23 protein-coding genes are annotated in these 25,167 nt (G+C 64.4%); 11 read left to right on the plus strand and 12 right to left on the minus strand.

All coding sequences use genetic code 11. From position 1 onward, the window contains the following. Positions 1–2: 2 nt before the first annotated feature. The 6 genes from pilB (at position 3) to yacG (ending at position 5,533) form a co-directional block, all read left to right on the plus strand. Positions 3–1,718 carry a type IV-A pilus assembly ATPase PilB gene (gene pilB, locus H156_RS0103545; protein WP_010961339.1) on the plus strand — a complete coding sequence of 572 codons (1,716 nt, stop codon included), beginning with the start codon at positions 3–5 and terminating at the stop codon, positions 1,716–1,718. 4 nt (positions 1,719–1,722) lie between these two features. After that, positions 1,723–2,937, plus strand: a complete 1,215-nt coding sequence (locus H156_RS0103550) for a type II secretion system F family protein (protein WP_010961338.1) — start codon at positions 1,723–1,725, stop codon at positions 2,935–2,937. A 24-nt stretch (positions 2,938–2,961) separates the two neighbouring features. After that, a complete protein-coding gene (locus tag H156_RS0103555; protein WP_017366379.1) occupies positions 2,962–3,831 on the plus strand; it encodes a prepilin peptidase in 870 nt (289 codons plus the stop codon). 7 nt (positions 3,832–3,838) lie between these two features. Continuing rightward, positions 3,839–4,435 carry a dephospho-CoA kinase gene (gene coaE, locus H156_RS0103560; RefSeq protein WP_017366378.1) on the plus strand — a complete coding sequence of 199 codons (597 nt, stop codon included), beginning with the start codon at positions 3,839–3,841 and terminating at the stop codon, positions 4,433–4,435. Positions 4,436–4,536: 101 nt separating this feature from the next. Beyond that, entirely contained in the window at positions 4,537–5,304 is a 768-nt protein-coding gene (gene zapD / locus H156_RS0103565) for a cell division protein ZapD (protein WP_010961334.1), read from the plus strand. Positions 5,305–5,317: 13 nt separating this feature from the next. Beyond that, positions 5,318–5,533: a DNA gyrase inhibitor YacG gene (yacG, locus tag H156_RS0103570; RefSeq protein ID WP_017366376.1), complete on the plus strand. Its 216-nt coding sequence runs from the start codon at positions 5,318–5,320 to the stop codon at positions 5,531–5,533. Between the two features lie 12 nt (positions 5,534–5,545). Here the strand turns inward: yacG and cysG are convergent, their stop codons facing one another. Then, positions 5,546–6,970: a siroheme synthase CysG gene (cysG, locus tag H156_RS0103575; protein WP_017366375.1), complete on the minus strand. Its 1,425-nt coding sequence runs from the start codon at positions 6,968–6,970 to the stop codon at positions 5,546–5,548. Positions 6,971–7,018: 48 nt separating this feature from the next. Here cysG and H156_RS0103580 point away from each other — a divergent pair, with 48 nt between their 5' ends. Continuing rightward, positions 7,019–7,249, plus strand: a complete 231-nt coding sequence (locus H156_RS0103580) for a sulfurtransferase TusA family protein (RefSeq protein WP_010961331.1) — start codon at positions 7,019–7,021, stop codon at positions 7,247–7,249. 8 nt (positions 7,250–7,257) lie between these two features. Here H156_RS0103580 and H156_RS0103585 read toward each other — a convergent pair whose 3' ends face one another. Next, entirely contained in the window at positions 7,258–7,920 is a 663-nt protein-coding gene (locus tag H156_RS0103585) for a histidinol-phosphatase (protein WP_017366374.1), read from the minus strand. Between the two features lie 187 nt (positions 7,921–8,107). Between H156_RS0103585 and H156_RS0103590 the strand changes: the two genes are divergently transcribed. Continuing rightward, entirely contained in the window at positions 8,108–8,683 is a 576-nt protein-coding gene (locus H156_RS0103590) for an RNA pyrophosphohydrolase (protein WP_010961329.1), read from the plus strand. Here the strand turns inward: H156_RS0103590 and cpdA are convergent. From cpdA to H156_RS0103625, 7 genes are all read right to left on the minus strand, one after another. Continuing rightward, a complete protein-coding gene (gene cpdA / locus H156_RS0103595) occupies positions 8,596–9,375 on the minus strand; it encodes a 3',5'-cyclic-AMP phosphodiesterase (protein WP_017366373.1) in 780 nt (259 codons plus the stop codon). The genes H156_RS0103590 and cpdA overlap by 88 nt on opposite strands. Positions 9,376–9,380: 5 nt before the next feature. After that, positions 9,381–10,727, minus strand: a complete 1,347-nt coding sequence (gene argA / locus H156_RS0103600; protein ID WP_017366372.1) for an amino-acid N-acetyltransferase — start codon at positions 10,725–10,727, stop codon at positions 9,381–9,383. Positions 10,728–10,743: 16 nt separating this feature from the next. After that, positions 10,744–11,910, minus strand: a complete 1,167-nt coding sequence (gene argE, locus H156_RS0103605; protein ID WP_017366371.1) for an acetylornithine deacetylase — start codon at positions 11,908–11,910, stop codon at positions 10,744–10,746. A gap of 16 nt (positions 11,911–11,926) precedes the next feature. Continuing rightward, a complete protein-coding gene (gene ilvD, locus H156_RS0103610) occupies positions 11,927–13,615 on the minus strand; it encodes a dihydroxy-acid dehydratase (RefSeq protein WP_017366370.1) in 1,689 nt (562 codons plus the stop codon). Positions 13,616–13,670: 55 nt separating this feature from the next. Further along, a complete protein-coding gene (locus H156_RS0103615; RefSeq protein ID WP_026046083.1) occupies positions 13,671–14,234 on the minus strand; it encodes a TIGR04211 family SH3 domain-containing protein in 564 nt (187 codons plus the stop codon). Positions 14,235–14,352: 118 nt separating this feature from the next. Beyond that, positions 14,353–15,249: an ornithine carbamoyltransferase gene (gene argF, locus H156_RS0103620; protein ID WP_010961323.1), complete on the minus strand. Its 897-nt coding sequence runs from the start codon at positions 15,247–15,249 to the stop codon at positions 14,353–14,355. 24 nt (positions 15,250–15,273) lie between these two features. Further along, complete coding sequence (locus H156_RS0103625; protein ID WP_017366368.1) at positions 15,274–16,449, minus strand: aspartate aminotransferase family protein; 1,176 nt, start codon at positions 16,447–16,449, stop codon at positions 15,274–15,276. A gap of 228 nt (positions 16,450–16,677) precedes the next feature. Between H156_RS0103625 and grxD the strand changes: the two genes are divergently transcribed. Continuing rightward, a complete protein-coding gene (gene grxD / locus H156_RS0103630) occupies positions 16,678–17,010 on the plus strand; it encodes a Grx4 family monothiol glutaredoxin (protein ID WP_010961321.1) in 333 nt (110 codons plus the stop codon). Positions 17,011–17,020: 10 nt separating this feature from the next. On the opposite strand, the gene rnt is transcribed toward grxD, so the two are convergent. Further along, positions 17,021–17,650, minus strand: a complete 630-nt coding sequence (rnt, locus tag H156_RS0103635) for a ribonuclease T (protein WP_010961320.1) — start codon at positions 17,648–17,650, stop codon at positions 17,021–17,023. A 150-nt stretch (positions 17,651–17,800) separates the two neighbouring features. Here rnt and H156_RS0103640 point away from each other — a divergent pair, with 150 nt between their 5' ends. Then, the gene (locus H156_RS0103640; protein WP_010961319.1) at positions 17,801–18,655 is read left to right on the plus strand and encodes an MlaA family lipoprotein; all 855 of its coding nucleotides are present in this window, start codon (positions 17,801–17,803) and stop codon (positions 18,653–18,655) included. 59 nt (positions 18,656–18,714) lie between these two features. Here H156_RS0103640 and pyrC read toward each other — a convergent pair whose 3' ends face one another. After that, complete coding sequence (gene pyrC, locus H156_RS0103645; RefSeq protein ID WP_017366367.1) at positions 18,715–19,758, minus strand: dihydroorotase; 1,044 nt, start codon at positions 19,756–19,758, stop codon at positions 18,715–18,717. A gap of 59 nt (positions 19,759–19,817) precedes the next feature. After that, entirely contained in the window at positions 19,818–22,160 is a 2,343-nt protein-coding gene (locus H156_RS0103650) for a TonB-dependent receptor (protein ID WP_017366366.1), read from the minus strand. A gap of 716 nt (positions 22,161–22,876) precedes the next feature. Here H156_RS0103650 and H156_RS0103655 point away from each other — a divergent pair. After that, entirely contained in the window at positions 22,877–25,111 is a 2,235-nt protein-coding gene (locus tag H156_RS0103655) for a heavy metal translocating P-type ATPase (protein ID WP_017366365.1), read from the plus strand. The last annotated feature ends 56 nt before the right edge of the window (positions 25,112–25,167 follow it).

Below are 25,167 nucleotides of genomic sequence, written 5' to 3' on the forward strand. Positions count from 1 at the left end.
GCATGGCGGCGGTTTCCGGCGTCCAGCAGCTGAGCGGTCTGGCGAAAAGCCTGGTCAAGGCCCAGTTGCTTTCGGAGGCGGACGCCCAGGCGTACTTCGAGGATGCGCGCAGGAAGAACACCCCTTTCGTCAGCTATCTCGTCGCCAACAAGATCCTGGACGGTCTCCAGATCGCCCAGGTCGCCCACCAGGAGTTCGGGCTGCCCCTGCTCGATCTGGACGCAGTCGTCTTCGACATTCCCCCCACGCAGTGGGTCGGCGAGAAGCTGATACGCCGCCATCACATCCTGCCCTTGCTGCGACGGGGGAATCACCTCTTCGTCGCGGTCTCGGATCCGACCAATTTCCTGGGACTGGATGAAATCACTTTCCAGACCCGTCTCGTCACCGACTGTGTCCTGGTCGAGGAGAACAAGCTTTCGCGCTGCATCGAGGCGGTCCTGGATGCGGCGGATACCAGCCTGAAGCAGCTGCTCGAAGAGGATCTGGACAGTCTGCAGATCACCGCCGGGGACGACGAAGGCCCGCACGCCGAGCCGGAAATCTCCGGTATCGACGATGCGCCGATCGTGCGCTTCGTCAACCGCCTTCTGCTGGACGCGGTGCGGAAGGGGGCCTCGGACATCCATATCGAGCCTTACGAAAAGTTCCTGCGCATCCGCTTCCGGCACGACGGCATCCTGCATGAGGTGGCGAATCCGCCGCCTGCGCTGGGCGTCAAGATCTGCGCTCGCATCAAAGTGATGTCGCGCATGGATATCGCGGAACACCGCATTCCCCAGGACGGACGCATCAAGATGACGCTGTCGCGCTCCCGCGCCATCGATTTCCGCGTCAATACCTGTCCGACGCTGTTCGGGGAAAAGATCGTGCTGCGTATCCTCGATCCGAGCTCGGCCCAGATCGGCGTCGAAATGCTGGGATTCGAGCCGGAACAGCGGGACAATTTCCTGCGTGCGCTGGAAAAGCCCTATGGCATGATCCTGGTTACCGGCCCCACCGGCAGCGGTAAGACCGTTACCCTCTACACCGGTCTGAACCTCCTCAACCGCGTCGAAGCGAACATCTCCACGGTGGAGGACCCGGTCGAGATCACAGTGCCGGGGATCAACCAGGTCAATGTCAATTACAAGACCGGCCTCACTTTCGCCGAGGCGCTGCGGGCGTTTCTGCGCCAGGACCCTGACATCATCATGGTGGGCGAGATCCGCGACCTGGAAACCGCCGAAATCGCCGTCAAGGCGGCCCAGACCGGGCATCTGGTGCTGTCGACCCTGCATACCAACGATGCCCCGCAGACCTTGAACCGTCTGATGCAGATGGGGATCCCCGCGTTCAACATCGCCTCCTCCGTGCTGCTGATCATGGCGCAGCGGCTGGCCCGCCGGCTTTGTCCGCGGTGCAAGCGGGAGGAGAAAGTGCCGCCCGAGGTCCTGCTCGCCTCCGGCTTCCGGGAGGAAGACATCGGCAATTTCACGCTGTTCGGGCCGGCGGGCTGCGATCAATGTGTGAAGGGCTACAAGGGGCGGGTCGGCATTTACCAGGTCATGCCGATTTCGGAAGAAATCAACCGCATCATCCTGGAGGGAGGGAACGTGATGGCCCTGACCGAGCAGGCGCATGCGGAAGGTATCGCGGATCTGAGGGAGTCTGGCTTGAAGAAGGTGAAGGCGGGTATCACCAGCCTCGAGGAAATCGACCGCGTGACGAGGGACTGAGCACGTGGCGAACCAGGAAACCGCTTTGTTCGTCTGGGAGGGCCTGGACAGGAACGGCAGCCGGACCCGGGGTGAAATCAGCTCCCGGTCGGAGATCACGGCGCGCACGGAGCTGAGGCGCCAGGGCATCCGCGTCGTCAAGATCAAGAAGAAGCCCAAGCCCCTCTTCAGTGGTCCACGCCAGAAGATCACGCCCAAGCACATCGCCGTATTCAGCCGCCAGTTGGCGACCATGCTGTCGGCCGGGGTTCCCCTGGTCCAGGCATTCGACATCGTGGGCCGCGGCCATGACAATCCGGCCATGCAGGATCTGCTGATGAGCATCAAGGCCGACGTGGAAGCCGGCACGACCCTGGCGGATGCCCTGTCGAAGCACCCGGTCCATTTCGACGAGCTGTTCTGTAATCTGGTCCGGGCCGGCGAACAGGCCGGCGTGCTGGAAACCTTGTTGCACAAGGTGGCGGACTACAAGGAAAAAACCGAGTCCCTCAAGGGCAAGATCAAGAAGGCCTTGGCTTATCCGATCGCCGTCGTCGTGGTTGCGGTGATCGTGACGTCGATCTTGCTGATTTTCGTGGTGCCGACCTTCGAGGATCTGTTCAAGAGCTTCGGCGCCGATCTGCCGGCCTTCACCCAGATGGTGATCAACCTTTCGCGTTGGCTGCGGGACTGGTGGTACGTGGTGTTCGGCTCGCTAGGCGTAGCCGCCGCGGCGTTCGTGAAGGCCCGGCAGCGCTCGCCGGCGTTCAATCATCTGCTGGACCGGCTGGCCTTGGGGCTGCCGGTCGTCGGCGCCATCCTGCGCAAGGCCGCCGTCGCGCGCTTCGCCCGGACCTTGTCCACCATGTCCGCGGCCGGCGTGCCCCTGGTCGAGGCATTGCAATCGGTGGCGGGGGCGACCGGAAACATCATCTACGGTGAAGCGGTCATGCGTATGCGCGAAGACGTATCCACCGGCCAGCAGCTCCAGATGTCGATGCGCCAGGCCAATCTGTTTCCCAACATGGTGATGCAGATGGTGGCGATTGGCGAGGAGTCGGGGGCGCTCGACAGCATGCTGTCCAAGGTCGCCGATTTCTACGAGGAAGAAGTGGACAATGCCGTGGATTCGTTGAGCAGCCTGCTCGAACCTTTGATCATGGTGGTTCTGGGCGTGTTGATCGGGGGGCTCGTGATCGCCATGTATCTGCCGATTTTCAAACTGGGTTCCGTCGTCTGAAGGGGGGGATCTTTGACCGACTTTATGATGTTGTTGCCGACCGGGCCGGCGGGGGTTGCCCTCTGCGGATCGTTCGGACTGATCATCGGGAGTTTTCTCAACGTGGTCATCCACCGCCTGCCGCTCATGATGGAGCAGGCCTGGCGCAGGGAGTGCGGGGAGTTGCTCGAGCCCGGCACCGGACGGCCGGTGGGGGAAGCCGAATACAACCTGTGGAGACCCGGATCGCAGTGTCCGCACTGCCAGGCGCCGGTCCGGTTCTGGCAGAATGTCCCCGTGTTCAGCTATCTTTGGCTGCGTGGCCGTTGTGCCGCTTGCGGCACGGCGATTTCCTGGCGTTATCCTTTGGTCGAAACGCTCACGGGGGTGCTGTTCGCAATGGTGGCTTGGCATTTCGGCGCGTCCTGGCAGGCGCTGGCGGCGTGCGCCCTAACGGCTGGCCTGATCGCCCTGGCTTTCATCGACCTGGATCACTTGGTACTGCCGGACGACATCACGCTTCCCCTGTTGTGGCTGGGGCTGCTGCTGAATGCCCAAGGCCTCTTCTGCAGTCTGGAGACGGCGCTGTACGGTGCCGTTGGAGGCTATCTCCTGCTATGGACGGTGCATCGCGGCTTTCTGCTCCTGACCGGCCGGGAGGGCATGGGGTTCGGCGACTTCAAGCTACTCGCCATGCTCGGTGCCTGGATGGGGTGGCCGATGCTGCCGGTCATCATCCTGTTCTCATCCATCTCGGGTGCGGTGATCGGTTCGGTTGCGCTGGCAGTCGGCGGCAAGGGGAGGGACACGCCGATTCCCTTCGGGCCGTTTCTGGCGGCGGGTGGCTGGATCGCCCTGCTGTGGGGAAATGCGCTCAACGACGCCTATTGGCGCTGGGCCGCTCCTGGAGGCTAGCATAACGATGCTCGTAGTCGGTTTGACGGGCGGTATCGGCGCCGGCAAGTCCACGGTCGCCCGCATGTTCGCCGCACGCGGCGTCGAGGTGTTCGAGGCGGACGAAGTGGCACACCGACTGCTGGAGCCGGGACAGCCGGCGCTCAAGGCCGTCGCCCGGGCGTTCGGCAGCGACATCCTCGGCGCGGACGGCAGACTGGACCGGGCGGCGCTGCGGCGCCGCGTGTTCGCCGAACCGAAGGCCCGCAAGCGTCTGGAAGGGATCGTACACCCCCTGGTCTATGCCGAACTCGCGCGTCTGGTGCTGGGAGCGGCAGGCAGCTATTGCGTGCTGTCCGTTCCGCTGTTGCTGGAGACGGGCCGGCGCCGGTTCGTGGACCGCCTGCTGGTCGTGGATTGTCCGGAAAGCCTCCAGATCGAGCGGGTGGTCCGGCGGAGCGGTCTGCGGCCCGAGGAGGTGCGGGCCATCATGGCTGCCCAGGTCTCCCGCAGTGAGCGGCTGGCGGCGGCGGACGACGTCATCGTCAATGCCGCCGACACCGCCGGCCTGGAGGCGGAGGTGGATGCCTTGCACAGGCGCTACAGCCTTCTCGCCGCGGCTTGACTAATGGGGACCAAAGTTGACAATGTCGCCGTCGACCGATCGTCCGGTCCGACGATCCCGCGGGCATATCCCTATCCCCCAATCCGACCGGTTTCCCGAACTTGAAGAATCAAATCGTTTATGAGTTTCCGTTGAACGAACGGATGCGCTTGTTTATGCGCCTGGAGCAACTGTTCCGTCAGGCCCGGCATTTCAACCAGGGCGGTTCGGTCTGGGATTGCCGTGCGGTCGTGGCGACCTTGAACGAGATCGTCGCGCTGCTCGCCCGCAATGACATCAAGTCGGAGCTGCTCAAGGAACTCGATCGGCTCGGCGGCGGGTTGGGCAAGATGCAGGGCAACCAGCATATCGACCAGGCCGCATTGGCGACGGTGCTCGGCCAGATCGATGCCGCCGCCCAGCGCATCTACGGCCATAGCGGACGGATCGGCTATCAGGTGATGGAGAACGAGCTGTTCAAATCGGTCGCGCAGCGGACGGCGATTCCGGGCGGCACCTGTTCGTTCGATCTGCCGGGTTATCATTTCTGGCTGGAGCGGGACGTCGAGCGGCGAAGGAACGAGGCCACCGAATGGCTGGACTGTTTCCATCCCGTCCAGGAGGGGATCGCGCTCATCCTCGGGTTGCTCCGTGACAGTGCCGCCGGCATCTGGGAAACCGCCCATGGTGGATTCTTCCAGAAAAATCTGGATCATGCCGCGGCGGTGCAGCTGCTGCGTGTTGCGGTGCCGATCGAGTTGCCCTATTTCGCCGAAATCAGCGGCAGTAAGCACCGTTTCACGGTCCGTTTCCTCACCGGCCTGTCGAACGAGCGTCCCGTCCAGTGCAGTGAGGATGTGCCTTTCCAGCTGACCGTCTGTCTGCTTTGAAGCTCCATTGTCGATGTCGCACATTTATACCGTCGTGCGTTGTCCCCGCTGCGGCAAGCCGGTACCCTGGAACGAAACGCAGAGATTCAGGCCATTTTGCAGCGAACGTTGCCGGCTGATCGATCTGGGCAGTTGGGCCAACGAGGACTACGCCATTCCCGGTGAACCGATCGATCCGGCGGAGCCGTCCGAGGACCGGAACGGCGCGGAAGGACCCCCTACCGATTGAGCCGGGCCCCTGTCAGCCGTTTCCGGACCTTCCCTCGGTTTCCTGGCGGCTGCGGTACCAGGCGAGTTTTTTCCGCAGCCCTACCACCTCGCCGATGATGATCAGGGTGGGGGCCTTGATTCCCGCGTCGGCGACTTTGTCCGGGAGCGTTTCCAGCGTGGCGGTCAAGACCTTCTGGTCGCGGGTGGTGCCCTGCTGGATCAGCGCTGCAGGACGGGATGGCGGCGCGCCGTGGCGGATCAGTTCGGCGCAGATCTGTGGCAGGCCCTGTAAGCCCATGTACACCACCACGGTCTGGTGGGGTTGGACCAGCTGAGACCAGTCCAGATCCTGCAGGGTTCCATCCTTCAGGTGGCCGGCGACGAACACGCAGGCATGCGCATGGGCGCGGTGGGTCAGGGGGATGCCGGCATAGGCGGCGCATCCCGACGCCGCCGTGATTCCCGGGACGACCTGGAATGGGATGCCGCAGGCCATCAGGGTTTCGATCTCTTCGCCGCCCCGGCCGAAAATGAAGGGGTCGCCGCCTTTGAGGCGGACCACCCGGTTGCCTTCGGCGGCCAGATTCGCCAGCAGGGCATTGATATCGTCCTGCGGGATGCTATGGCGGCTGCGTTCCTTGCCGGCATAGATGCGCCGCGCGTCCCGGCGCGCCAGCGCCAGGATCTCGGCCGAGACCAGACGGTCATAGACGATGACGTCGGCTTCCTGGATCAGGCGCAGAGCGCGTAGCGTCAGGAGGTCCGGATCGCCGGGTCCCGCGCCGACCAGCGCGACCGAGCCCCACGCCGGTCTTTCTTGCCGGGCGGCTGCGTCCGCTGCTTCGAGCAGCACGCGCTCTGCGTCCTCGGCGCGCCCCTGCAGCGCCAGTTCTGCGGCTGGCCCCTCCAGTGTCCGCTCCCAGAAATGGCGGCGGGCGCGCGGTTCGGGAATCGCCTGCCGGACCCGTTCCCGCAAGTCGGCGGCGAGCCGGGCCAGCGTACCGAAACGGGAGGGAATACAGGCCTCGATGCGGGTGCGAAGCTGCCGGGCCAACACGGGTGAGGCGCCACCGGTGGAAACCGCGACCAGCACCGGCGAGCGGTCGATGATGGCCGGGAAGATGAAGTCGCACAGGTCGGGGCAATCGACCACGTTGACCGGGATGCCGTGTCGCCGCGCAGCGGTTGCGACGGCGGCATTGACCGCGCGGTCGTCGGTTGCCGCAATGATCAGCCGGAAACCTTCGCTGTCGGTCGCCTCGAAAACTTTGGTACGTAGTCGGATCAGGCCGCGGTCGGCGAGTTCGACGATGACCGCTTCGGCGCTGGCGGCGATCACGGTGACTGCTGCGCCCGCATCGAGCAGCAGGCCGAGTTTGCGGACGGCGACCTCGCCGCCCCCCACGATCAGGCAGGGGAGGTCGCGAAGCTTGAGGAAAATCGGCAGGTAATCCATGGAACGGCTTTTGTTAGAATGAGGCCCCGGGCAACGGAGTCAAAAAACATGATCGTCATCGACCAGGAGCTGGATACCAGCGGGCTGATGTGTCCGCTGCCACTGCTGCGCCTGAAAAAGGCCCTGCAGACTCTGGGCAGCGGCCAGACCGTGCGTGTACGGGCGACCGATCCCGCATCGGTCCTCGATTTCGGCGTCTATCTCGAACAGGCGGGCCATGTGCTCGTCGATTATGCCGAAGAGGCCGGGACGCACCTTTTCCTCATCCGCAAAGGCTAAGAGGATCGTCAGGCCGCTCGCAGGCTGATCACCGGCCAGCCCCGTTGCTGGGCCGTGCGGTGCAGCACTGGGTCGGGGTCCACCGCCACGGGATGGGCGACACGCGAGAGCAAGGGAATGTCGTTGTGGGAATCGCTGTAGAACCAGGTGTCTTCCAGGTCGTGACCGTCGTTGTCCGCCAGCCAGGCCGAAAGCCGCTGGACCTTGCCCTCCTGGAAGGACGGGATGCCCTCGACCCGGCCCGTGTAGCGGCCTTCGCGGAGCTCGGGCTCGGTGGCGATGAGGTTGTCGATGCCGTACAGCCGCACGATGGGTTCGGTCACGAAGCGGTTGGTAGCGGTGATGACCAGGAGCGTATGGCCGGCCGAGCGGTGCCGTTCGACCAGCTCCCGCGCCGCCGTTTGCATGATCGGCAGGATTTTTTCTTCGATGAATGATTCACGCCAGCGAAACAACTGCTCGGGGTCGTTTTCCCTCAGCGGGCGCAAGGCGAACTCCAGGAATTCGCCGATATCCAGTGTGCCGTTCTTGTAGGCTTCATAGAAACGGGTGTTGGCCATTTCATAGATCTCGGGATCGACGATGCCCCGGTCCACCAGGAAGCGCCCCCACAGGTAGTCGCTGTCGCCGGCGAGCAACGTGTTGTCGAGGTCGAATATTGCCAGAGTCACGGGTTTCCTTTACATTCCAAATACATTGACGGAATTTCGCAGCGGTGTACTGCTTCGTCTGCCTTCGAGCCTTTCCACCGGGTCCTTTGGGGCGGTGGCAGGGGCGATGGCCGGCGGAACGACGCTATGGCACTTGCGACCGGGAACAGTATACCAGTTGGAGATTATGGGCGGATTAGCGGGAGATATGATCGATGCCGAGGGCTATCGCTTGAATGTCGGCATCATCCTCAGCAACGACGAGGGCCGGGTGTTCTGGGCGCGCCGGGCGGGCATGCGGTCATGGCAGTTCCCTCAGGGAGGCATCAAGGTCGATGAAGACCCGGATGCCGCGATGTTCCGCGAGCTTTACGAGGAAGTGGGCCTGGAGCGCCAGTACGTCGAAATCATCGCCCGCACCAAGGGCTGGTTGCGCTACCAGCTTCCGGAGCGCTTCATCCGCCGGCGCTCTTATCCACTTTGCATCGGCCAGAAGCAGATCTGGTACATCCTGCGTCTGACCGGAACCGATGCCAACATCCGGTTGGACTGTTCCGAGCGTCCGGAGTTCGACCGCTGGTGCTGGGTCGATTACTGGCATCCCTTGAGCGACGTCGTTTATTTCAAGCGGGAAGTCTACCGCCAGGCCTTGAGCGAACTGCAGCGGGCTTTGCAGGCCGGCCGGCCGGCCGGCGCTCAGGCCGTGTCCGATGCCGGCGGTACCGCGACCCGGCAGATCCCCGTGGCCACCGAACCGTCCGGACCCAGCTCGAGCCAGCGGTAGCCAGGCCGTTCCGCATCCAGCGCGAAGGTCTGGCTGGCGGGGCGGAACTGGATGCAGGTCGAGGGGGTCCCCAGCACCCGCGTTCCCTCGATCTCCACGTCCGCGACCTGATGCGTATGGCCGTGCACGACCGCCTTGACCTGCGGGTGCCGGCGGAGGACGGCGAAAAACTCGCCGGCATTGTCCAGGATCATCGTGTCCATCCAGGCGCTCCCCGAGGGAACGGGATGGTGATGCAGGGCGACGAGGGTGTGCAGCGACGGATGGCGGCTCAGGGTCCGTTCCAGCAGGTCGAACTGTCCCGTCGACAAGGAACCGCCGGCCGAGCCGGGTACGGTGCTGTCCAGGCAGACGATCAGCCAGCGGCCTCGCCGGATCACGGGTTGGTGCAGCAGCGGCGTGGATTCCAGGACGTGGCGGGCGAGCGCGGGTTCGTCGTGATTCCCCGGCAGCCAGTGGCACGGCGCCGGCAGTGCGGCACAAATCCCGGCGAGCCGCCGGTAGCTTTGCGGTACCGGCTCCTGCGCCAGGTCGCCGGTGAACAGGACCAGGTCGAAGCGGCGCCGGTTCGCATGGTCGATGACGGCGCCCAGGCTGGCCGCGCTGTCACTGCCGTAAAACCGGGACTCCGCGTCGGGCAGGATGTGCGAATCGGTGAGCTGGAGGAGGCACAGCGTTCCGGAGTCCGGCATGGTGTTCAGCTTTTTCGGGGAACTTCACATGGCCTGATCGTCTTGATCAGCACCTGGGAGTTGCGCTCGGGGCTGTAACTGGCACGCCGCTGCGCAGGCAGGTCCGTGAGTGAGGCGGGCTCGAAACCGCGTTCGCGGAACCACTGCATGGCCTGGGTGGTCAGTGCGAAGAGCCGCGCCAGGCCGAGCTTGCGGGCCCGCTGCTCGATGAATTCCAGCAGCCTTTCGCCCCGGCTTTCGCCCCGGTATTCGGGGTGCAGGGCGAGGCAGGCGAACTCGCCCACGGATTCGGCCGGAAATGGATGCAGGGCGGCGCAGCCTACGATCAGTCCGTCGCGCTCGATGACGACGTAGTCCTCGATTTCAGTCTCCAGGCGTTCACGGGAGCGGTTCACCAAGGCGCCGGTCTGTTCGAGCGGCCGGATCAGATCCAGGATGCCGACCACGTCGTTGATGCGGGCCGGGCGCAATTCCTCGAACGGATTGGCGCTGACGAGGGTGCCGACGCCGTCGCGGGTGAACAGCTCCAGCAGCAGGGCGCCGTCGATGTGGCGGTCCAGCAGATGGGCGCGGGCCACGCCGGAGCGGCAGGCCTTGAGGGCGGCGGCCAGGTGGGCGGCCACGCCCGGTTCCGCCGGGCCGCCGCGTTCCAGCAGACGCTCGGCTTCCTGCACCGTGATCTGGTGGATCATCCGGCCGTCGGGACCGGCGCAGGGCTGTTCCATCAGCAACAGAAGCTTGTCGGCCCCGAGGGCTCCGGCCACGGCAGTCGCCACCTCCTCGGCGCTGAGGTTGAAGATTTCCCCGGTGGGGGAATAGCCGAGCGGAGACACCAGAACCACGCTGCCTTCGTCCAGCAGCCGGCGCATCGCCCCGGCGTCCACCCGGCGCACCTCGCCGGTGTAGCCGAAATCCACGCCGTCGCGTACGCCCAAAGGTTTGGCGACCACGAAATTGCCCGAGGCCACCCGGATCCGTGCCCCGGCCATGGGTGAATTGGCGGCGCCCATCGACAGCAGGGCCTCGATCTCGACACGGACGGCGCCGGCGGCCTCCTGCACGCATTCCAGCCCGGTCGCATCGGTGATCCGCAGACCCTGGTGGTAGCGCAGTTCCGCACCGCGGCTGCGCAGGCGCCGCTCGACCTGAGGACGGGTACCGTGCACCAGCACCAGCCCGACTCCCAAGCTGTGGAGCAGGGCGAAGTCGTGGACCAGCTCCGCGAAGCGCCCATCGGTCAGGGCTTCGCCGCCGAAACTGACGACGAAGGTGCGGTTCCGGTGCGCATGGATGTAGGGAGCGGCGCTACGGAGCCAGCGTACGAAGGTCTGGGGAGCTATGTCTGGATTCATCCCGAGCTATCCTCCGTCAGGGTGCCGGCGCGATGCAGTAGCGCTCGATGAGACCGCGGAGAATCGCAGTTGCAGGCTCGATGTGTTCCAGCGGGAGGTATTCGTCGGGCTGGTGGGCCTGTTCGATGTGGCCGGCGCCCAGGACCACGGTTTCCACGCCGAGCCGGGACAGGAAGGGGGCCTCGGTGCCGAAGGACACCGCGCCGGCCCGGGCGTGACTGAGATGCTCGCAGCTGCGCACCAGATCGGCATCCGCCCGGGTCTCGAAAGCCGGCACGCCGCCGAACAGGGATTCGACGGAAAGCCCGAGCCGCGGCGAAGCCGGCAATGCCTGTCCCAGCCGCCGCTTCAGCAGGCTGCGGAGTTCCCCGATATCCATGCCGGGCAGAGGCCTCAGGTCGATGCTCAGCTCGCAATGGCCGCAGATGCGGTTGGGATTGTCGCCGCCGTGGATGGCGCCGAGGTTCAGGGTCGGCACCGGCACGGCGAAGGCCGGATCGCGGTAGCGCTCCTGCAACTCCTCGCGGATGGCCAGCAGTTCGGAAATCACCCGGTGCATGCCCTCGATGGCGTTCGCGCCGAGGGCGGGATCGCTGGAGTGCCCGGTCTGGCCGCGGACGCGGATCGACTCCATCATGACGCCCTTGTGCATGCGAATGGGCCTGAGGCCGGTCGGTTCGCCGATCACGCAGCAGCGGGCCGGGGCGAGCTGTTCCGGCAGGAGCGCCTTGGCACCGGCCATGGAGCTCTCCTCGTCCGCCGTGGCGACCAGCAGCAGGGGCCTCCGCAGCGTAGCCGGGTCGATTTCGCTCGCAGCGGAGAGCACCAGAGCAAAGAAGGATTTCATGTCCGCACTGCCGAGGCCGTAGATCCGCCCGTCCTTCTCGACCGCCGTGAACGGGTCGCTGTGCCAGCGGTCGGGATCGCAGGGCACCGTGTCGGTATGGCCGGACAGCGCCAGACCTCCGCCACGTTCCGTCGGCCCGAGGCTGGCGATCAGGTTGGCCTTGCCGTGTGCCAGCGGCTGGATCGCGACGCGGAATCCCAGTGCTTCGGCCCATTCCGCCAGCAGGTCGATCACCGCCCGGTTGGACTGGTCGAAGCGCGGATCGGTGCAACTGACCGAAGGCCGGGCGATCAGCGCCCGGATCATCTCGCGCAGGGACGGCAGGCGCCGGGCCATGGTCGCCGTGACGGTGTCAGAGGCCGTCGTCGGTGACGGCGCCTTCCGAGGCCGAGCTCACCAACCTGGCGTATTTGGCCAGCACGCCCTTGGTGTAGCGCGGCGCCGGTTGAGTCCACTGCGCCAGGCGCCGGCCGATTTCATCGTCGGTGACGTGCAGCATCAGTTCGCGGGTCTCGGCGTCGATGGTGATGGTATCGCCGTCCCGGACGATCGCCAGGGGGCCGCCGGTGTAGGCCTCCGGCGTGATGTGGCCGACCACGAAGCCGTGGGTGCCGCCGGAAAAGCGACCGTCGGTGATGAGGGCGACCTCCTTGCCCAATCCCTTGCCCATGACCGCCGAGGTCGGCGAGAGCATCTCGCGCATGCCGGGGCCGCCCTTGGGGCCTTCATAGCGGATGACGATGACGTCGCCTTTCACGATCGTGCCGTCGAGGATGGCCGTGAGCGCCGCTTCCTCGCAGTCGAATACGCGGGCGGTGCCGGTGAAGCTCAGTCCTTCCTTGCCGGTGATCTTGGCGACCGCGCCTTCCGGCGCCAGGTTGCCCCTCAGGACCACCAGATGGCTGTCCTTTTTGATGGGGTTGTCCAGCGACCGGATCATGTCTTGTCCGGCCGGGTAGTCGGGCGCGTCGGCCAGGTTTTCTTCCAGGGTCTTGCCGGTTACGGTCATGCAGTCGCCGTGCAGGAGTCCCGCGTCCAGCAAGGTCTTCATCAGCGGCTGGATGCCGCCGATTTCCACCAGTTCGGCCATGGAGTATCTGCCGCTGGGTTTCAGATCCGCCAGCATCGGCACTTTGCGCCCGATGCGGGTGAAATCGTCGAGCTTCAGGTCGACGCCGCAGGCGTTGGCCATGGCCAGGAGGTGCAGCACGGCGTTGGTGGAGCCGCCCAGGGCGATCACCACCGTGATGGCGTTCTCGAACGCCTTCTTGGTCATGATGTCGCGGGGTTTGAGCCCCAGGTCCAGGAGCTTGAGGACCTGCGCGCCGGCCCGCTCGCAATCCAGTTCCTTGGCGCGGGAAATGGCCACCTGGGCCGAACTGCCCGGCAGGCTCATCCCTAATGCCTCGATGGCGGAGGCCATGGTGTTGGCGGTATACATGCCACCGCAGGAGCCCGGACCGGGGATGGCATTGGATTCGATGGCGTGCAGTTCGGCATCGTCGATGCGGTGGTTGGCGCGGGCGCCGACCGCTTCGAACACCGACACCACGTCCAGCTTCTTGCCGTCGTGGCAGCCCGGCAGGATGGTGCCGCCATAGACGAACACCGCCGGACGGTTGAGGCGGGCGAGGGCGATCAGGCAGCCGGGCATGTTCTTGTCGCAGCCGCCGATGGCGACCACGCCGTCATAACCCTGACAGGCCACCACGGTTTCGATCGAGTCGGCGATGACTTCCCGCGACACGAGGGAGTATTTCATTCCTTCGGTGCCCATCGAGATGCCGTCGGAAATGGTGATGGTGTTGAAGATCACTGCCTTGCCGCCACCGCCGTCGACGCCGCGTGCTGCGTCCTCGGCGAGCTTGTTGATGTGCATGTTGCACGGCGTCACCATCGCCCAGGTGGAAGCGATGCCGATCTGCGGTTTGGCGAAGTCGGCATCGGCGAAGCCGACGGCGTGCAGCATCGCGCGGCTCGGGGCGCGCTCCATGCCGTCGACGACCTGGGACGAATGGGGACGGGGGTGCTTGTCGGTCATGATGAGTTTCCTTGTGGAATGTCCGGTTCGCCGGGGGAGGCGGGGATGAGATGCGTCAAAACGAATCCCAGCTGCTGCGTCTGCGCCAACCGAGCTGGGGAGCGATCAGGCCCAGCAGGAAGCCGCCGGCCAGTACGCCGGCGCCGATCAGGAACCAGCGCTGCCGGCTGTCTTCGGCCAGCGCCTGGTTCTCCAGCCGCTTGGCTTCGAGATCACGTTCGACGGTCGCCAGGGTTTCCCGCAGCCGGTTGCGTTCCGCTTCGATCTGAAGGGCATTGGCCGAAGTCTGCCGGATCGCGGCCAGTTCGGCCATCAAACGCTCGTTTTCCGCGCCGAGACTGCGGGAGTTCGATTCCGCCGCCTCCCGCCCGGCCCGCAGGCCGGCGAGCTCCGCTTCCAGCGATTTACGCGCGTTTTCCAGTTCGGCGAGTTTCTGTTTGAGCTCGAGGTTTTTCTGCTTGACCTCATTGAAATCCTTCAGGAGAACGACTTGCCCGCCGCGTGGTTTCGAGACCTGGGCCGGAGGGGGGGCGGCATCGGCCGGCACGCGGCCGTGTTCTGGTGCAGCGCTCGCTGCCGAGGCAGCGGCAAGCAGATAACAGGCTAGGGTCCTTTTCATTTCGGGCCGAACACCAATGAGAGTACGGACGAATGCAGATGGGGACGGGTCATGTCCTGCATCGAAACCGGAATTATAACGCCGACAGCGGAGTCCCCAAGGCGGCCGGTAAACCGCTTCAGGCCGTCAGCAGGAATTCCAGCAAGGCTTTCTGGGCATGCAGCCGGTTTTCGGCTTCGTCCCAGACTACGCTTTGTGGCCCTTCCAGCACCTCCGCGGACACTTCCTCGCCGCGGTGGGCGGGAAGGCAGTGCATGAACAGCGCGTCGGCGTGGGCCAGGGCCATGAGCGCCGCATTCACCTGGTAGTCCCGAAACGCGCCCGTGCGCTCGGTCTGCTCACTCTCCTGCCCCATGCTGGCCCAGACGTCGGTCACAACCAGGTCGGCGCCGTTCACCGCGGTCCGGACGTCATGACCAACCTCCACGCATTTCCCCGCCGCTTCGACCAGCTCGGCTTCGGGTTCGTACCCCGGCGGGCAGGCGATGCGCAACCGGAAATCGAGCAGTCCGGCGGCGTGGACGTAGGTCTGGCACATGTTGTTGCCGTCGCCGATCCAGGCAACGGTCTTGCCGGCGATGTCTCCCCGGTGTTCGAAATAGGTCTGCATGTCTGCCAGCAGCTGGCAGGGGTGGAAGCGGTCCGTCAGCCCGTTGATCACCGGCACCCTGGAATACTCGGCGAAGATTTCCACGGTGCGATGGGCGTGGGTGCGAAGCATGATGCAGTCCACCATGCGGGACAAAACCCGTGCCGAATCCTCGATCGGCTCGCCGCGCCCGAGCTGGGTATCGCGCGGCGACAGGAAGATGGAACTGCCGCCGAACTGGGCCATGCCGACCTCGAACGACACCCGGGTGCGGGTCGACGATTTTTCGAACACCATTCCGAGGACCTTGTTTTTCAGGGGTTCGTAGGGTTCCTTCCGGGCCTTGAGATCGATGGCGCGGGCGATCAGCGCACGGAATTCGGCGGAACTGAGATCGCGCAAGGTGACGAAATGACGCGGTTTCATGGCGAATCTGCTGGATCGGTGATATCAGCCGGCGGCGTCCAGATAGGCTTCGACGAGGGAGCACAATCGCTCCACCAGATCGTCGGCCTGGGCGTCCGTCAGTATCAGGGGCGGGAGCAGGCGCACGGTCCGCTCCGCGGTGACATTGATGAGCAGGCCCTGCTCCAGCGCCATCCCGACGAGGCGGGTACAGGGGCGCTCGAGTTCGAGACCGATCATCAGGCCCATGCCTCGGATTTCGATGACGCCGGGACGTCCGCTCAGGCGGGTCCGGAAGCCGTCCAGCAGTCGCTGGCCGAGGATCTCCGCCCGCTGGGCCAGGGACTGCCGGGTCAGGGTGTCGATCACCGCCAGGGCCGCAGCGCAGGCCAGCGGATTGCCGCCGAAGGTGGAGCCGTGCTTGCCGGCCGTGAGCATTTCCGCGGCCACGCCGCGGGCGAGACAGGCACCGATCGGCACGCCATTGCCGAGCGCTTTCGCCAGTGCCATCACGTCCGGGGTGATCCCCGTATGTTGGTGGCCGAACATCCGGCCGGTACGGCCCATGCCGGTTTGTACTTCGTCGAGCATCAGCAGCCAGCCGCGGTGTTCGCACAGCGATTTGAGCCGCGCCAGGTAGTCGTGAGGCGGAATGCGGACCCCGCCTTCGCCCTGCACCGGTTCGACCAGGACGGCGACGACGTCGGGGTCGTCGACGGCGGCGACGGCCTCCGCGTCGCCGTAGGGGAGCCGGACGAAGCCGCCGACCAGGGGGGCGAATCCTTCCTGCACCTTGGGGTTGCCAGTGGCGCTCAGCGTGGCCAGCGTACGGCCGTGGAAGCTCCCTTCCATGACGACGATTTTCGGGGTGTCGATACCGCGGTGATGGCCGTAACGGCGCGCGATCTTGAGCGCGGTCTCATTGGCCTCGGCGCCTGAGTTGCAAAAGAAGGCATTGTCCATCCCGCTCAGGTCGCACAGCTGCTTGGCCAGGTCTTCCTGCAGCCCGATACGGTAGAGGTTGGAGCAGTGGACCAGCCGCCCCGCCTGATCGCACAAGGCCTTCGCAACTGCCGGATGGGCGTGGCCCAGGCTGCAGACGGCGACGCCGGAAACGGCGTCGAGGTAGCGTTTGCCTTCGGTGTCGAAAAGCCAGGCCCCCTCGCCGTGGGTGAACGTCACGGGTTGCCGGGCATAAGTCGGCATGATGTTGCTCGTCATCGATGTGCGGAAAAACCCGAAAAAACAAAAGGCAGTCGAACCAGACTGCCTAGATGAAGTTCGGAAGGTTAACGGAAAAGAGGGAACAGCACAAGAACTTCATCGACCCGATACGGCAGGCCGTTTCAACCGGGCTGGCAGGTGCCGGGCCGTCGGTCGTTCCGCTTGACGTTTCGGGGTGGGTGTCGAAAAATCGACAGGTTTCATCCGAAGTGAACGAGGCAAACAGTGGACGTGATCGAGAATATCAAGCGCCAGATCGCAGACAATCCCGTCATCTTGTACATGAAGGGGACGCCCGATTTTCCCCAATGCGGATTTTCCGGACGAGCCGTTCAGATTCTCGACAAGTGCGGCGTTGAATACGCTTTCGTCAACGTCTTCGAGGCGCCCGAGGTCCGTGAAAACCTGAAGCTCGTGTCCCATTGGCCGACGTTTCCCCAGTTGTTCGTTCGCGGGGAGCTGGTCGGCGGCAGCGACATCATGATGGAGCTTTACGAGAGCGGCGAACTGCAGAAACTGCTGGCGGGGGCAACGAAGGCCGGGGAGCGGCAGGACTGAATCCGGCCGATCACTCCGGCGGCAGGAGTTCGGTCATCCGCTTCCAGCGGTTGACGATGGTGCAAAACAGCCGGGCGGTCTGGTTGGCGTCGTAAGCGGCGGAATGGGCCTCCTGATGGTCCCAGCTGAGTCCCGCCGCTTGCGCCGCTCGTGCCAGCACGGTCTGGCCGTAGGCGAGTCCCCCCAGGGTCGCGGTGTCGAACGTGCTGAATGGGTGGAAGGGGTTCTTCTTGATCCTGGCGCGGCTCGATGCCGCGTTGAGGAAGGCGATGTCGAAGGCCGGGTTGTGACCCACCAGGATCGCCCTCGTGCAGCCGTGCTGGCGGATGGACTGCTGGACGGCGTCGAAAATCTGCGACAGAGCCTCGCGTTCGTCCACCGCGAACCGGAACGGATGAAACGGGTTGATTTTGTTGAAGTTCAGTGCGGCCTCATCCAGCTTGGCGCCTTCGAAGGGTTTCACATGCAGCTGATGGGTGCGGACGGGGTGAAGATTCCCCGATTCGTCCATATCCAGGTGGACGGCGGCGATTTCGAGCAAGGCATTGGCGTGCGGATCGAACCCTGAGGTTTCGACGTCCACGACGACCGGCAGATAACTCCGGAAACGCCGGGCCAGGGGGGATTTGCGGGATGTCATGACGAGTGCCGATCGCGGGTTTGCGGTGCATTAAACCCATTGTAAGGCGATTTCGGGGGGGATTGCATTGCGGATTGCGGTGTAGCGTTTAGAATACGGGATACGCGTCAAGATCCCCTGGAATCACGAGATCAAGGGTACAAAAACAGTATGGAAAACTCTCGAATCATAGGCGGCCGGCTGGCGCTGGTCCTCATCGTCGCAGCAGGGGCGGCCGGCTGTGCCTCGGACAAGGTCAAACAGGAGGGGCCCGAGGCGGGCGCCCCCCGGACGCATGTCGATTCGCGCGACCCTTGGGAGGAGTGGAACCGCGGTGTTCAGTCCTTTAACGATGGACTCGACGACTATTTCATGAAGCCCGTGGCCAAGGGCTATCAATGGGCCACTCCCAAGTTCGTCGACAAGGGGGTCACGAATTTCTTCAGCAACGTCGACGACGTCTCGGTGATCGCGAACGATCTGCTGCAGTTCAAATTGTTGCAGACGGGGCAGGACCTGGGGCGCTTCCTCGTCAACTCGACGATCGGCATGGCGGGATTCATCGACGTGGCCGATAAGCTCGATCTGCCCAAACACTACGAGGATTTCGACCAGACTTTGGCGACCTGGGGGGTGCCATCCGGTCCCTATCTCGTGCTGCCCGTTATCGGGCCAGGTTCGCCGCGCGGCGTGGTCGGGTTTGCCGGCGACACCGCGGCCAATCCCATCAACTACATCACTCCCGCGAGCATTCCCTGGGGCGCCGGAGCCGGGCGGTTCGTGGACGTCCGGGCCGACATGCTGAGCGCGACCAAGATCGCCGACGAGGCGTCGGTGGACCGTTACGAGTTCATCCGCAATGCCTATTTCCAGCAGCGGAACTATCTCATTCACGATGGCAATCCTCCGCTGGGGGAGGATTTTGGCGGGGGCGAGGGTGTGGAAATGGAGTTCGAGCTGCAGGGCATCGAAGACCGCGCCAACGAAGCCATCGAGAAGGAAAAGGCAAAACCGGTATCGCCCTGACGGTTCCTTGCCCTGCTGCAAAAAGCCCGCTCGTGAAGCGGGCTTTTTTTCTGGACGGTCTAACCCGGGTGGCGGGATGCCCGCCAAGGGATGCCTTCTCCGGCCATGGCGGGAACCAGGCTGTCCCGCCCGAATGGCAGAGCGTCGGGAACCCGCCACGGCGTCCGGTGCAGGGTGAGGGTTCCGCGGTTCCTGGGGAGGCCGTAGAAATCGGCGCCGTTGTGGCTGGCGAAGCGCTCGAGCTTGTCCAGCGCGCCGGCCCGCTCGAATGCAAGGGCGTAAAGTTCCACGGCCGTGAATGCCGTGTAGCAGCCGGCGCAACCGCAGGCACTCTCCTTGTGTGGCCGGGGGTGGGGAGCGCTGTCGGTGCCCAGAAAGAAGTGGGCGTCGCCGCTGGTCGCGGCCGATACCAGTGCCTGCCGGTGGGATTCGCGCTTGAGCACCGGCAGGCAGTAGTGGTGAGGGCGGATGCCGCCGGCCAGCAAGGCATTGCGGTTATAGAGCAGATGGTGGGCCGTGATGGTGGCCCCGATCCGGGGACCGCAGCCTTGCACGAACTCCACACCCTCCTTCGTCGTCACGTGTTCCAGGACGATGCGCAATGCCGGGAAGCGCCTGACCAGCGGCTCGAGGACCGATTCGATGAAACGCGCTTCCCGGTCGAAAATGTCGATTTCCGCGTCGGTGACCTCGCCGTGAACGAGCAGGGGTACATCATGCCGTTCCAGGGCTTCGAGCGTCCGCTGGATCTTTCCGATGGCCGTGACGCCGGCCTCGGAGTGGGTCGTGGCGCCGGCCGGGTAGAGCTTGAAGCCGATGATTTCAGGCGTTTCGGCCGCGCGCCGGACTTCATCGGCCGGCGTGGCATCCGTCAGATAAAGCGCCATCAGCGGCTCAAAACGCGCGTCGTCCGGCAGGGCCGCCAGGATACGGCCACGGTATTCCAGTGCGGCCGTCACCGTCGTCACCGGTGGCTTCAGGTTGGGCATGACGACCGCCCGGCCGAACTGGCGGGCACTGTGGTCCACGATGTCCGCCATGGCTGCGCCGTCGCGCAGGTGCAGATGCCAGTCGTCGGGTGTCGCCAGCGTGATCGAGTCCATGCCGATTCCGGGGAGATGAGCTGCTCCTGGAATTATACCGGCCTCCCGCCGGTTTTCCTTCAGAATGCCAGCTTGACGCCCGCCCAGGCGGCCCTGGGCGATCCTGGTCCGACGAAGCGGTTGTTGGTATAGGCAGGTCCCAGCACTTCCTGCGGATTGCCATACATGCCGAACGTCTGGTATTGCGCGTCGAACAGGTTGTTGACGCGGAAGAACATCGAGAAGTGCTCGTCGTAGCGGTATTCTCCGTGCAGCATCACGAGGGTGTAGTCCTGCAGCGGTGCGGTCAGATTGGCTTCGTCGCCGCGCAGATACTGCCCGCTGTTGTAGATGATCTCGGTGCCGGCAGTGAGCCCTTCCAGAATGGTCACGGAAGCATTGAACTTCAGCATGTTCTGCGGGATGCCGGGAATGTGGTCGCCTTTTTGCACATAGATCAGGCCGTCCCGGGCATAGGGGTTGTTCGGACTGTTCTCGACGAACGGCGTCTGAAAAGTGGCGTCGAGCAGGGTGTAGTTCAGCCCCAGCCTGAACCGCTCGAATTCGGCATTGATCCCAAACTCAAAGCCCTGGCGCAGGGTCTGGCCGACGTTGTCGAAATAGCCCTGGTTGTTGTACACCCCGCTGGCGGCGATGAACAGGATGTCGTTGCTGTTCTCGGTCTGGAACAGCGTCGCGTTCCAGTTGACATCGCCTTCCAGTCCCACCCCGAAATCGATGTCCTCGAACATGCCGCGCGCGCCGATTTCGCCGGTGGTCGCGACCACCTGTTTGAGCGGCGGATCGGATAGGAAGGCGTTGGGCAGCTTGCAGGGCTGGGCCGGGTCGGCACAGCTGAGTTCGAGCGGCGTCGGCGCGCGGTTCGACTGGCTGAAGTTGCCGAAGAAGTTGAGTTCCGGTCGCCAGTTGTAGGTGAGGCCGGCGGAAGGATTGATCCGGTCGTAGCTGTGTTTGCCGTTCAGCTCGGTACCTATCTGATCGGTGAGTTCGATCTGGGTCAGATTGTAGCGGCCCGATACGGTGAAGGTGAGCTCGTCGGTGAGCGAAAACGAATCGCTCAGATAGACTCCGTAGTTGTAGACGCTGGTATGGAGGCGCACCCGCGGCTCTTCGAGGATGACACCGCTGCCCAGGGTGCCACGGCTGCTCAAGAGTGCAGCCAGTTCGGTGTCGGCGCCGTAATCGACCTGACCCTGATTGTAGACGCCGCCGACCAGCAGACGGTTGCCGTAGCCGCCCAGCGTCTGGTTGAAGGCCGTCTGCAGGCTGCCGCCGTAGTTGCGCTGGTTGGTCTGGGTGAAATTGTTGGTGGCGCCCTCGACCTTGGGGGTGGACACCACGGGCCTGCCTTCGATGTCGAGTACTTCTTCGCCTTCCCCGCCTTCGTTGCACATATAGGTGGGATCGTTTTCACAGGGTTCGTAGTCCGAACCGTCGCCGTTGAAGGTGCTGATCAGGTTCTGGCGGAAGAAGGCGTTGCCGGACAGTTCGATGTCGTCGGTCAGCCAGTGGTTGCCGTCCAGCGAGGCCAGGAAGAGGTTCGTCTTGGTCTGGTCCGGATAGGTGAAGACGGCGTTGGGCTGCTGGTCGTAGAGCTGGACTGGAACCGCGCCGTTGCCGACCATGTTGTCGTCGGTGGCCGCGAAGTTCAAGTTCAGGTTGGAGCGGTCGTCGTTTTTCCAGCTGAGGGTGGAGAACCACTGCATCACGCCGGTGGGTGAGTATTCGCGCCAGCCGTCCTCGTGGAAATTGCGGAAATGGAAATAGGCCCCGAATTCGCCGTTGTTCCAGCCTGTCTCGACCTCCTCCGAGTTGCGTCCCCACGAACCGCCGAACAGTTCCGCGCGGTAGCCCGGTGCGGTGAAACCGGTTTTGGTGCGGACGCTGATCGCGCCACCCAGGGTGTTCTGGCCGAACACCGGATTGGAACCGGATTCGAGGCTCATCCTGTCGATGGCGCCCTCGGGGATCAGGTCCCAGTTCACCGTGTCGCCGAAGGGCTCGTTGAAGCGGATGCCGTTGACGTAAATGGAAAGCCCTTGCGGCAACCCCAGCAAAGGCGAGGCGACGAAACCGCGGTACTGCACGTCCGGCTGGAACGGGTTGTTCTGGGCGTCATTGACATTGACGCTGCCGAAGAAGCGGTTCATGTAGTCCGGCAGAGTGACGCTTTCCGCCTGGTCCAGCTCCTTGGCGTCGACGGTCTGGACATGCGAAGGCAGCTTGTATTCCTCCACCCCTGAATCACCCACCGGCGAGTCGGTTATGACCTTGACGGTTTCCAGTTGCACCGTCTTGTCCCCCGCCGCCCCGGCGTCGGCCGTGCTGGAGGTGTCCTCCGCTGCGCCGGCGCACTGGGCGAAACTCAAGGCGGCGAGGCTGCACACCGTGATCTTGCGCATGTCGATGTCACTCTCAAAAAATCGCGCAATGATAGGGAACGGCTGCCCGGAATGGATAGGGAAAATATCCCGTCTTTCGGAGGCTTTCCGGATTTCACAAAACCCTCCTGTACCCAGAGACGGCCGCCGGCGCGTCACCTTGCCGGTTCGAGTCGACGAGGAGCCAAGGCAGCCATGCAGTATGCGGTTCTGGTCCTCATCCTGATCATCCATTCGATCGTTTTCACCTATGACGCACTGTGGTGCGGCTCGAGCGCCGCCACGATCTGGTTTCGAACCTGCTGGAAACCATCAAGGCACATGTCGCGAACGAAAAGGTGCGCTGGAGGCACTCATTGCTGCCCGTGATCGGGCCATGTCGGTTCGGGGCCCCGCCCGTGCCTTCTCCGAGCTTGACGAAACCGCCCAGCGCAGGGTGCCGGCCGTGTGCTTCGATGGCAGGGGCCGGTGCTGGGGACGCGGTGGGCGGTCCTGATTTTTGCGGGAGCGGCCCACGATGATGGCGCGGGCCGCGTCAGCCATGAGCTCGGCGCCGCGCAGCTCCGGCGGGTCCGGCTTCGGCGGGGGAGGTTCCGGCAGTGGTTTCGGCGGCAGGGGGACTATCCGTCCTGCTGCGGATGCTCTGCCGTCCGTGATATGGTTTATCCACACGGGCAAACCGGCCTTACAGGCCTCGACCGCCCTCCGTAACCGACCACTGAGGATCACGCCAAGTCATGAACGACCGTAACGATTCGAGCAATGACCAGGGGTTGCGCTTGTCCGTCTTGGGCATGCGTTGTGCCGGATGCGTCGAGGCGGTGGAAACCGCGTTGAAGGAGGTGCCGGGTGTGGAGTCCGTCAGCGTCAATTTCGGCGACCATTCCGCCCTGGTGAAGGGCGAGGCCGATCCGGAAAGCCTGAAGGCCGCGCTCAAGGAGGCGGGCTATGACGGTGCGGTGATGGAAGCCCTCGAAGACCCGGCAGCGCAGGAGCGGGCCGAAGAGGAGCGCTACCGCGAACTGCTGAAAAAAGCCGCCTGGGCCGGCTCACTGGGCGTGCCGCTGATGCTGGGGGCGCACCTGGATTGGTTTCCGATGATCGGAACGGCCTCGGGGACGACGTTCTGGACCCTCGTTTCGCTGCTCACCCTGGTCGTGCTGTATTTCTCCGGCGGGCATTTCTTCCGCGGCGCGGTCAAGTCGTTCCAGCACCGCCAGGCGAACATGGACACCCTCATTGCGCTGGGCACTGGCGCGGCCTGGTTTTATTCGACGGTTGCCATCGACTCCGTCGAGCTGCTGCCGGCGCAAGGGCAGCATGCCTATTTCGAGGCGGCGGCGGTCATCCTCGCGTTCATCAATCTCGGTTCGGCGTTGGAGACGCGCGCCCGCGGCAAGACTTCTTCCGCGATCCGCGCGTTGATCGGCCTGCAGCCCCGCACCGCGCGGGTGATCCGCGGCGGCCAGGAACTCGACGTACCGATTGCCGAGGTCGGTCTGGACGAAATCCTGCGGGTACGGCCGGGAGAAAAGATTCCCGTGGACGGCATCCTGGTCGAGGGCCGGTCGACCGTGGACGAGTCCATGCTGACCGGCGAGCCCATGCCGGTGGAAAAAGGCGAGGGCGATACCGTGGTGGCGGGCACTTTGAACCAGTCCGGCAGCTTCTTGTTCCGCGCCACCCGCATTGGGCGTGATACCGTACTGGCGCAGATCATCGCCAGCGTGCGTCAGGCCCAGTCTACCAAGCCCGAGATCGCCCGCCTGGTGGACAAAGTGTCCGCGGTGTTCGTGCCAGTGGTGGTCGGCATTTCCGCCTTCACCTTTCTGGTCTGGTGGATTTTCGGGCCGGCGCCTTCGTTCGGCTATGCCTTCGTCACCGCGATGACGGTATTGGTCATCGCCTGTCCCTGTGCCCTGGGGTTGGCGACGCCGATTTCGATCATGGTCGCGGTCGGCCGCGCCGCCCAGCACGGCATCCTCATCCGCCGGGGCGAGGCGTTGCAGAGCGCGGGCCGTCTCACCGCCGCGGTGCTGGACAAGACGGGGACGATCACCGAAGGCCGGCCCAGCGTGATGGGCATCGACACGGCCCCGGGCTGGTCGGAGGAACGGGTGCTGGGCCTGGCCGCGAGCCTCGAAGCAGGGTCCGAACATCCGCTGGCTTCGGCGGTGCTGCGGGCCGCGGAGGCGGGCAAGATAGCCACGTCCGCGGTGGAGGGTTTCGCCGCGGAGCCTGGTCACGGTGTGGCCGGCAGCGTCGACGGCAGTCGCTTGCTGCTCGGCAACGTGGCCATGATGGAAAAGTACGGCGTCGATTTGCATGCGTTCGAGGGTCTGCTGGCGAACTGCTTCCAGGAGGCGCTGACGCCACTCCTGCTGGCGGCCGACGGCCGGGTGGTCGGTCTGCTGCGGGTCGCCGACCCGATCAAGCCGGATGCGCGTGAAGCGGTGCAACGCCTGAAGGAGCTGGGTGTCCGGGTATTGATGGTGACCGGCGATCATGAGGCGACCGCCCGGGCGATCGCCCGCTCGGTCGGGATCGACGAAGTCCGAGCCCAGGTATTGCCGCAGGACAAGGCGACGGTGGTGAAAGAACTCCAGTCGCGCGGCGAGATCGTCGGCATGGTCGGCGACGGCATCAACGACGCTCCGGCCCTTGCGCAAGCCGATGTGGGTTTCGCCATCGGCACCGGCACCGACATCGCCATCGAAAGCGGTGACGTCGTGATCATGGCGGGTTCGCCGCTGAAAGTCTCCGAGGCCGTTCACTTGTCGCGGCTGACGGTGCGCAACATCAAACAGAATCTGCTGGGGGCGTTCATTTACAACACCCTGAGCATACCGATCGCAGCCGGAATCCTGTATCCCTTCGCCGGCATACTGTTGAACCCGATGATCGCCGGCGCGGCCATGGCGCTTTCTTCGGTCACCGTGGTCACCAATGCCAACCGTTTGCGCTGGCTATGAATCGGCGGAAAAAGGCCTATGCTTGTCCGCTGCAGCCGAGACAACCCACAACTAGG

Source organism: Methylococcus capsulatus str. Texas = ATCC 19069, from assembly GCF_000424685.1.
Taxonomy (GTDB): Bacteria; Pseudomonadota; Gammaproteobacteria; order Methylococcales; family Methylococcaceae; genus Methylococcus; species Methylococcus capsulatus.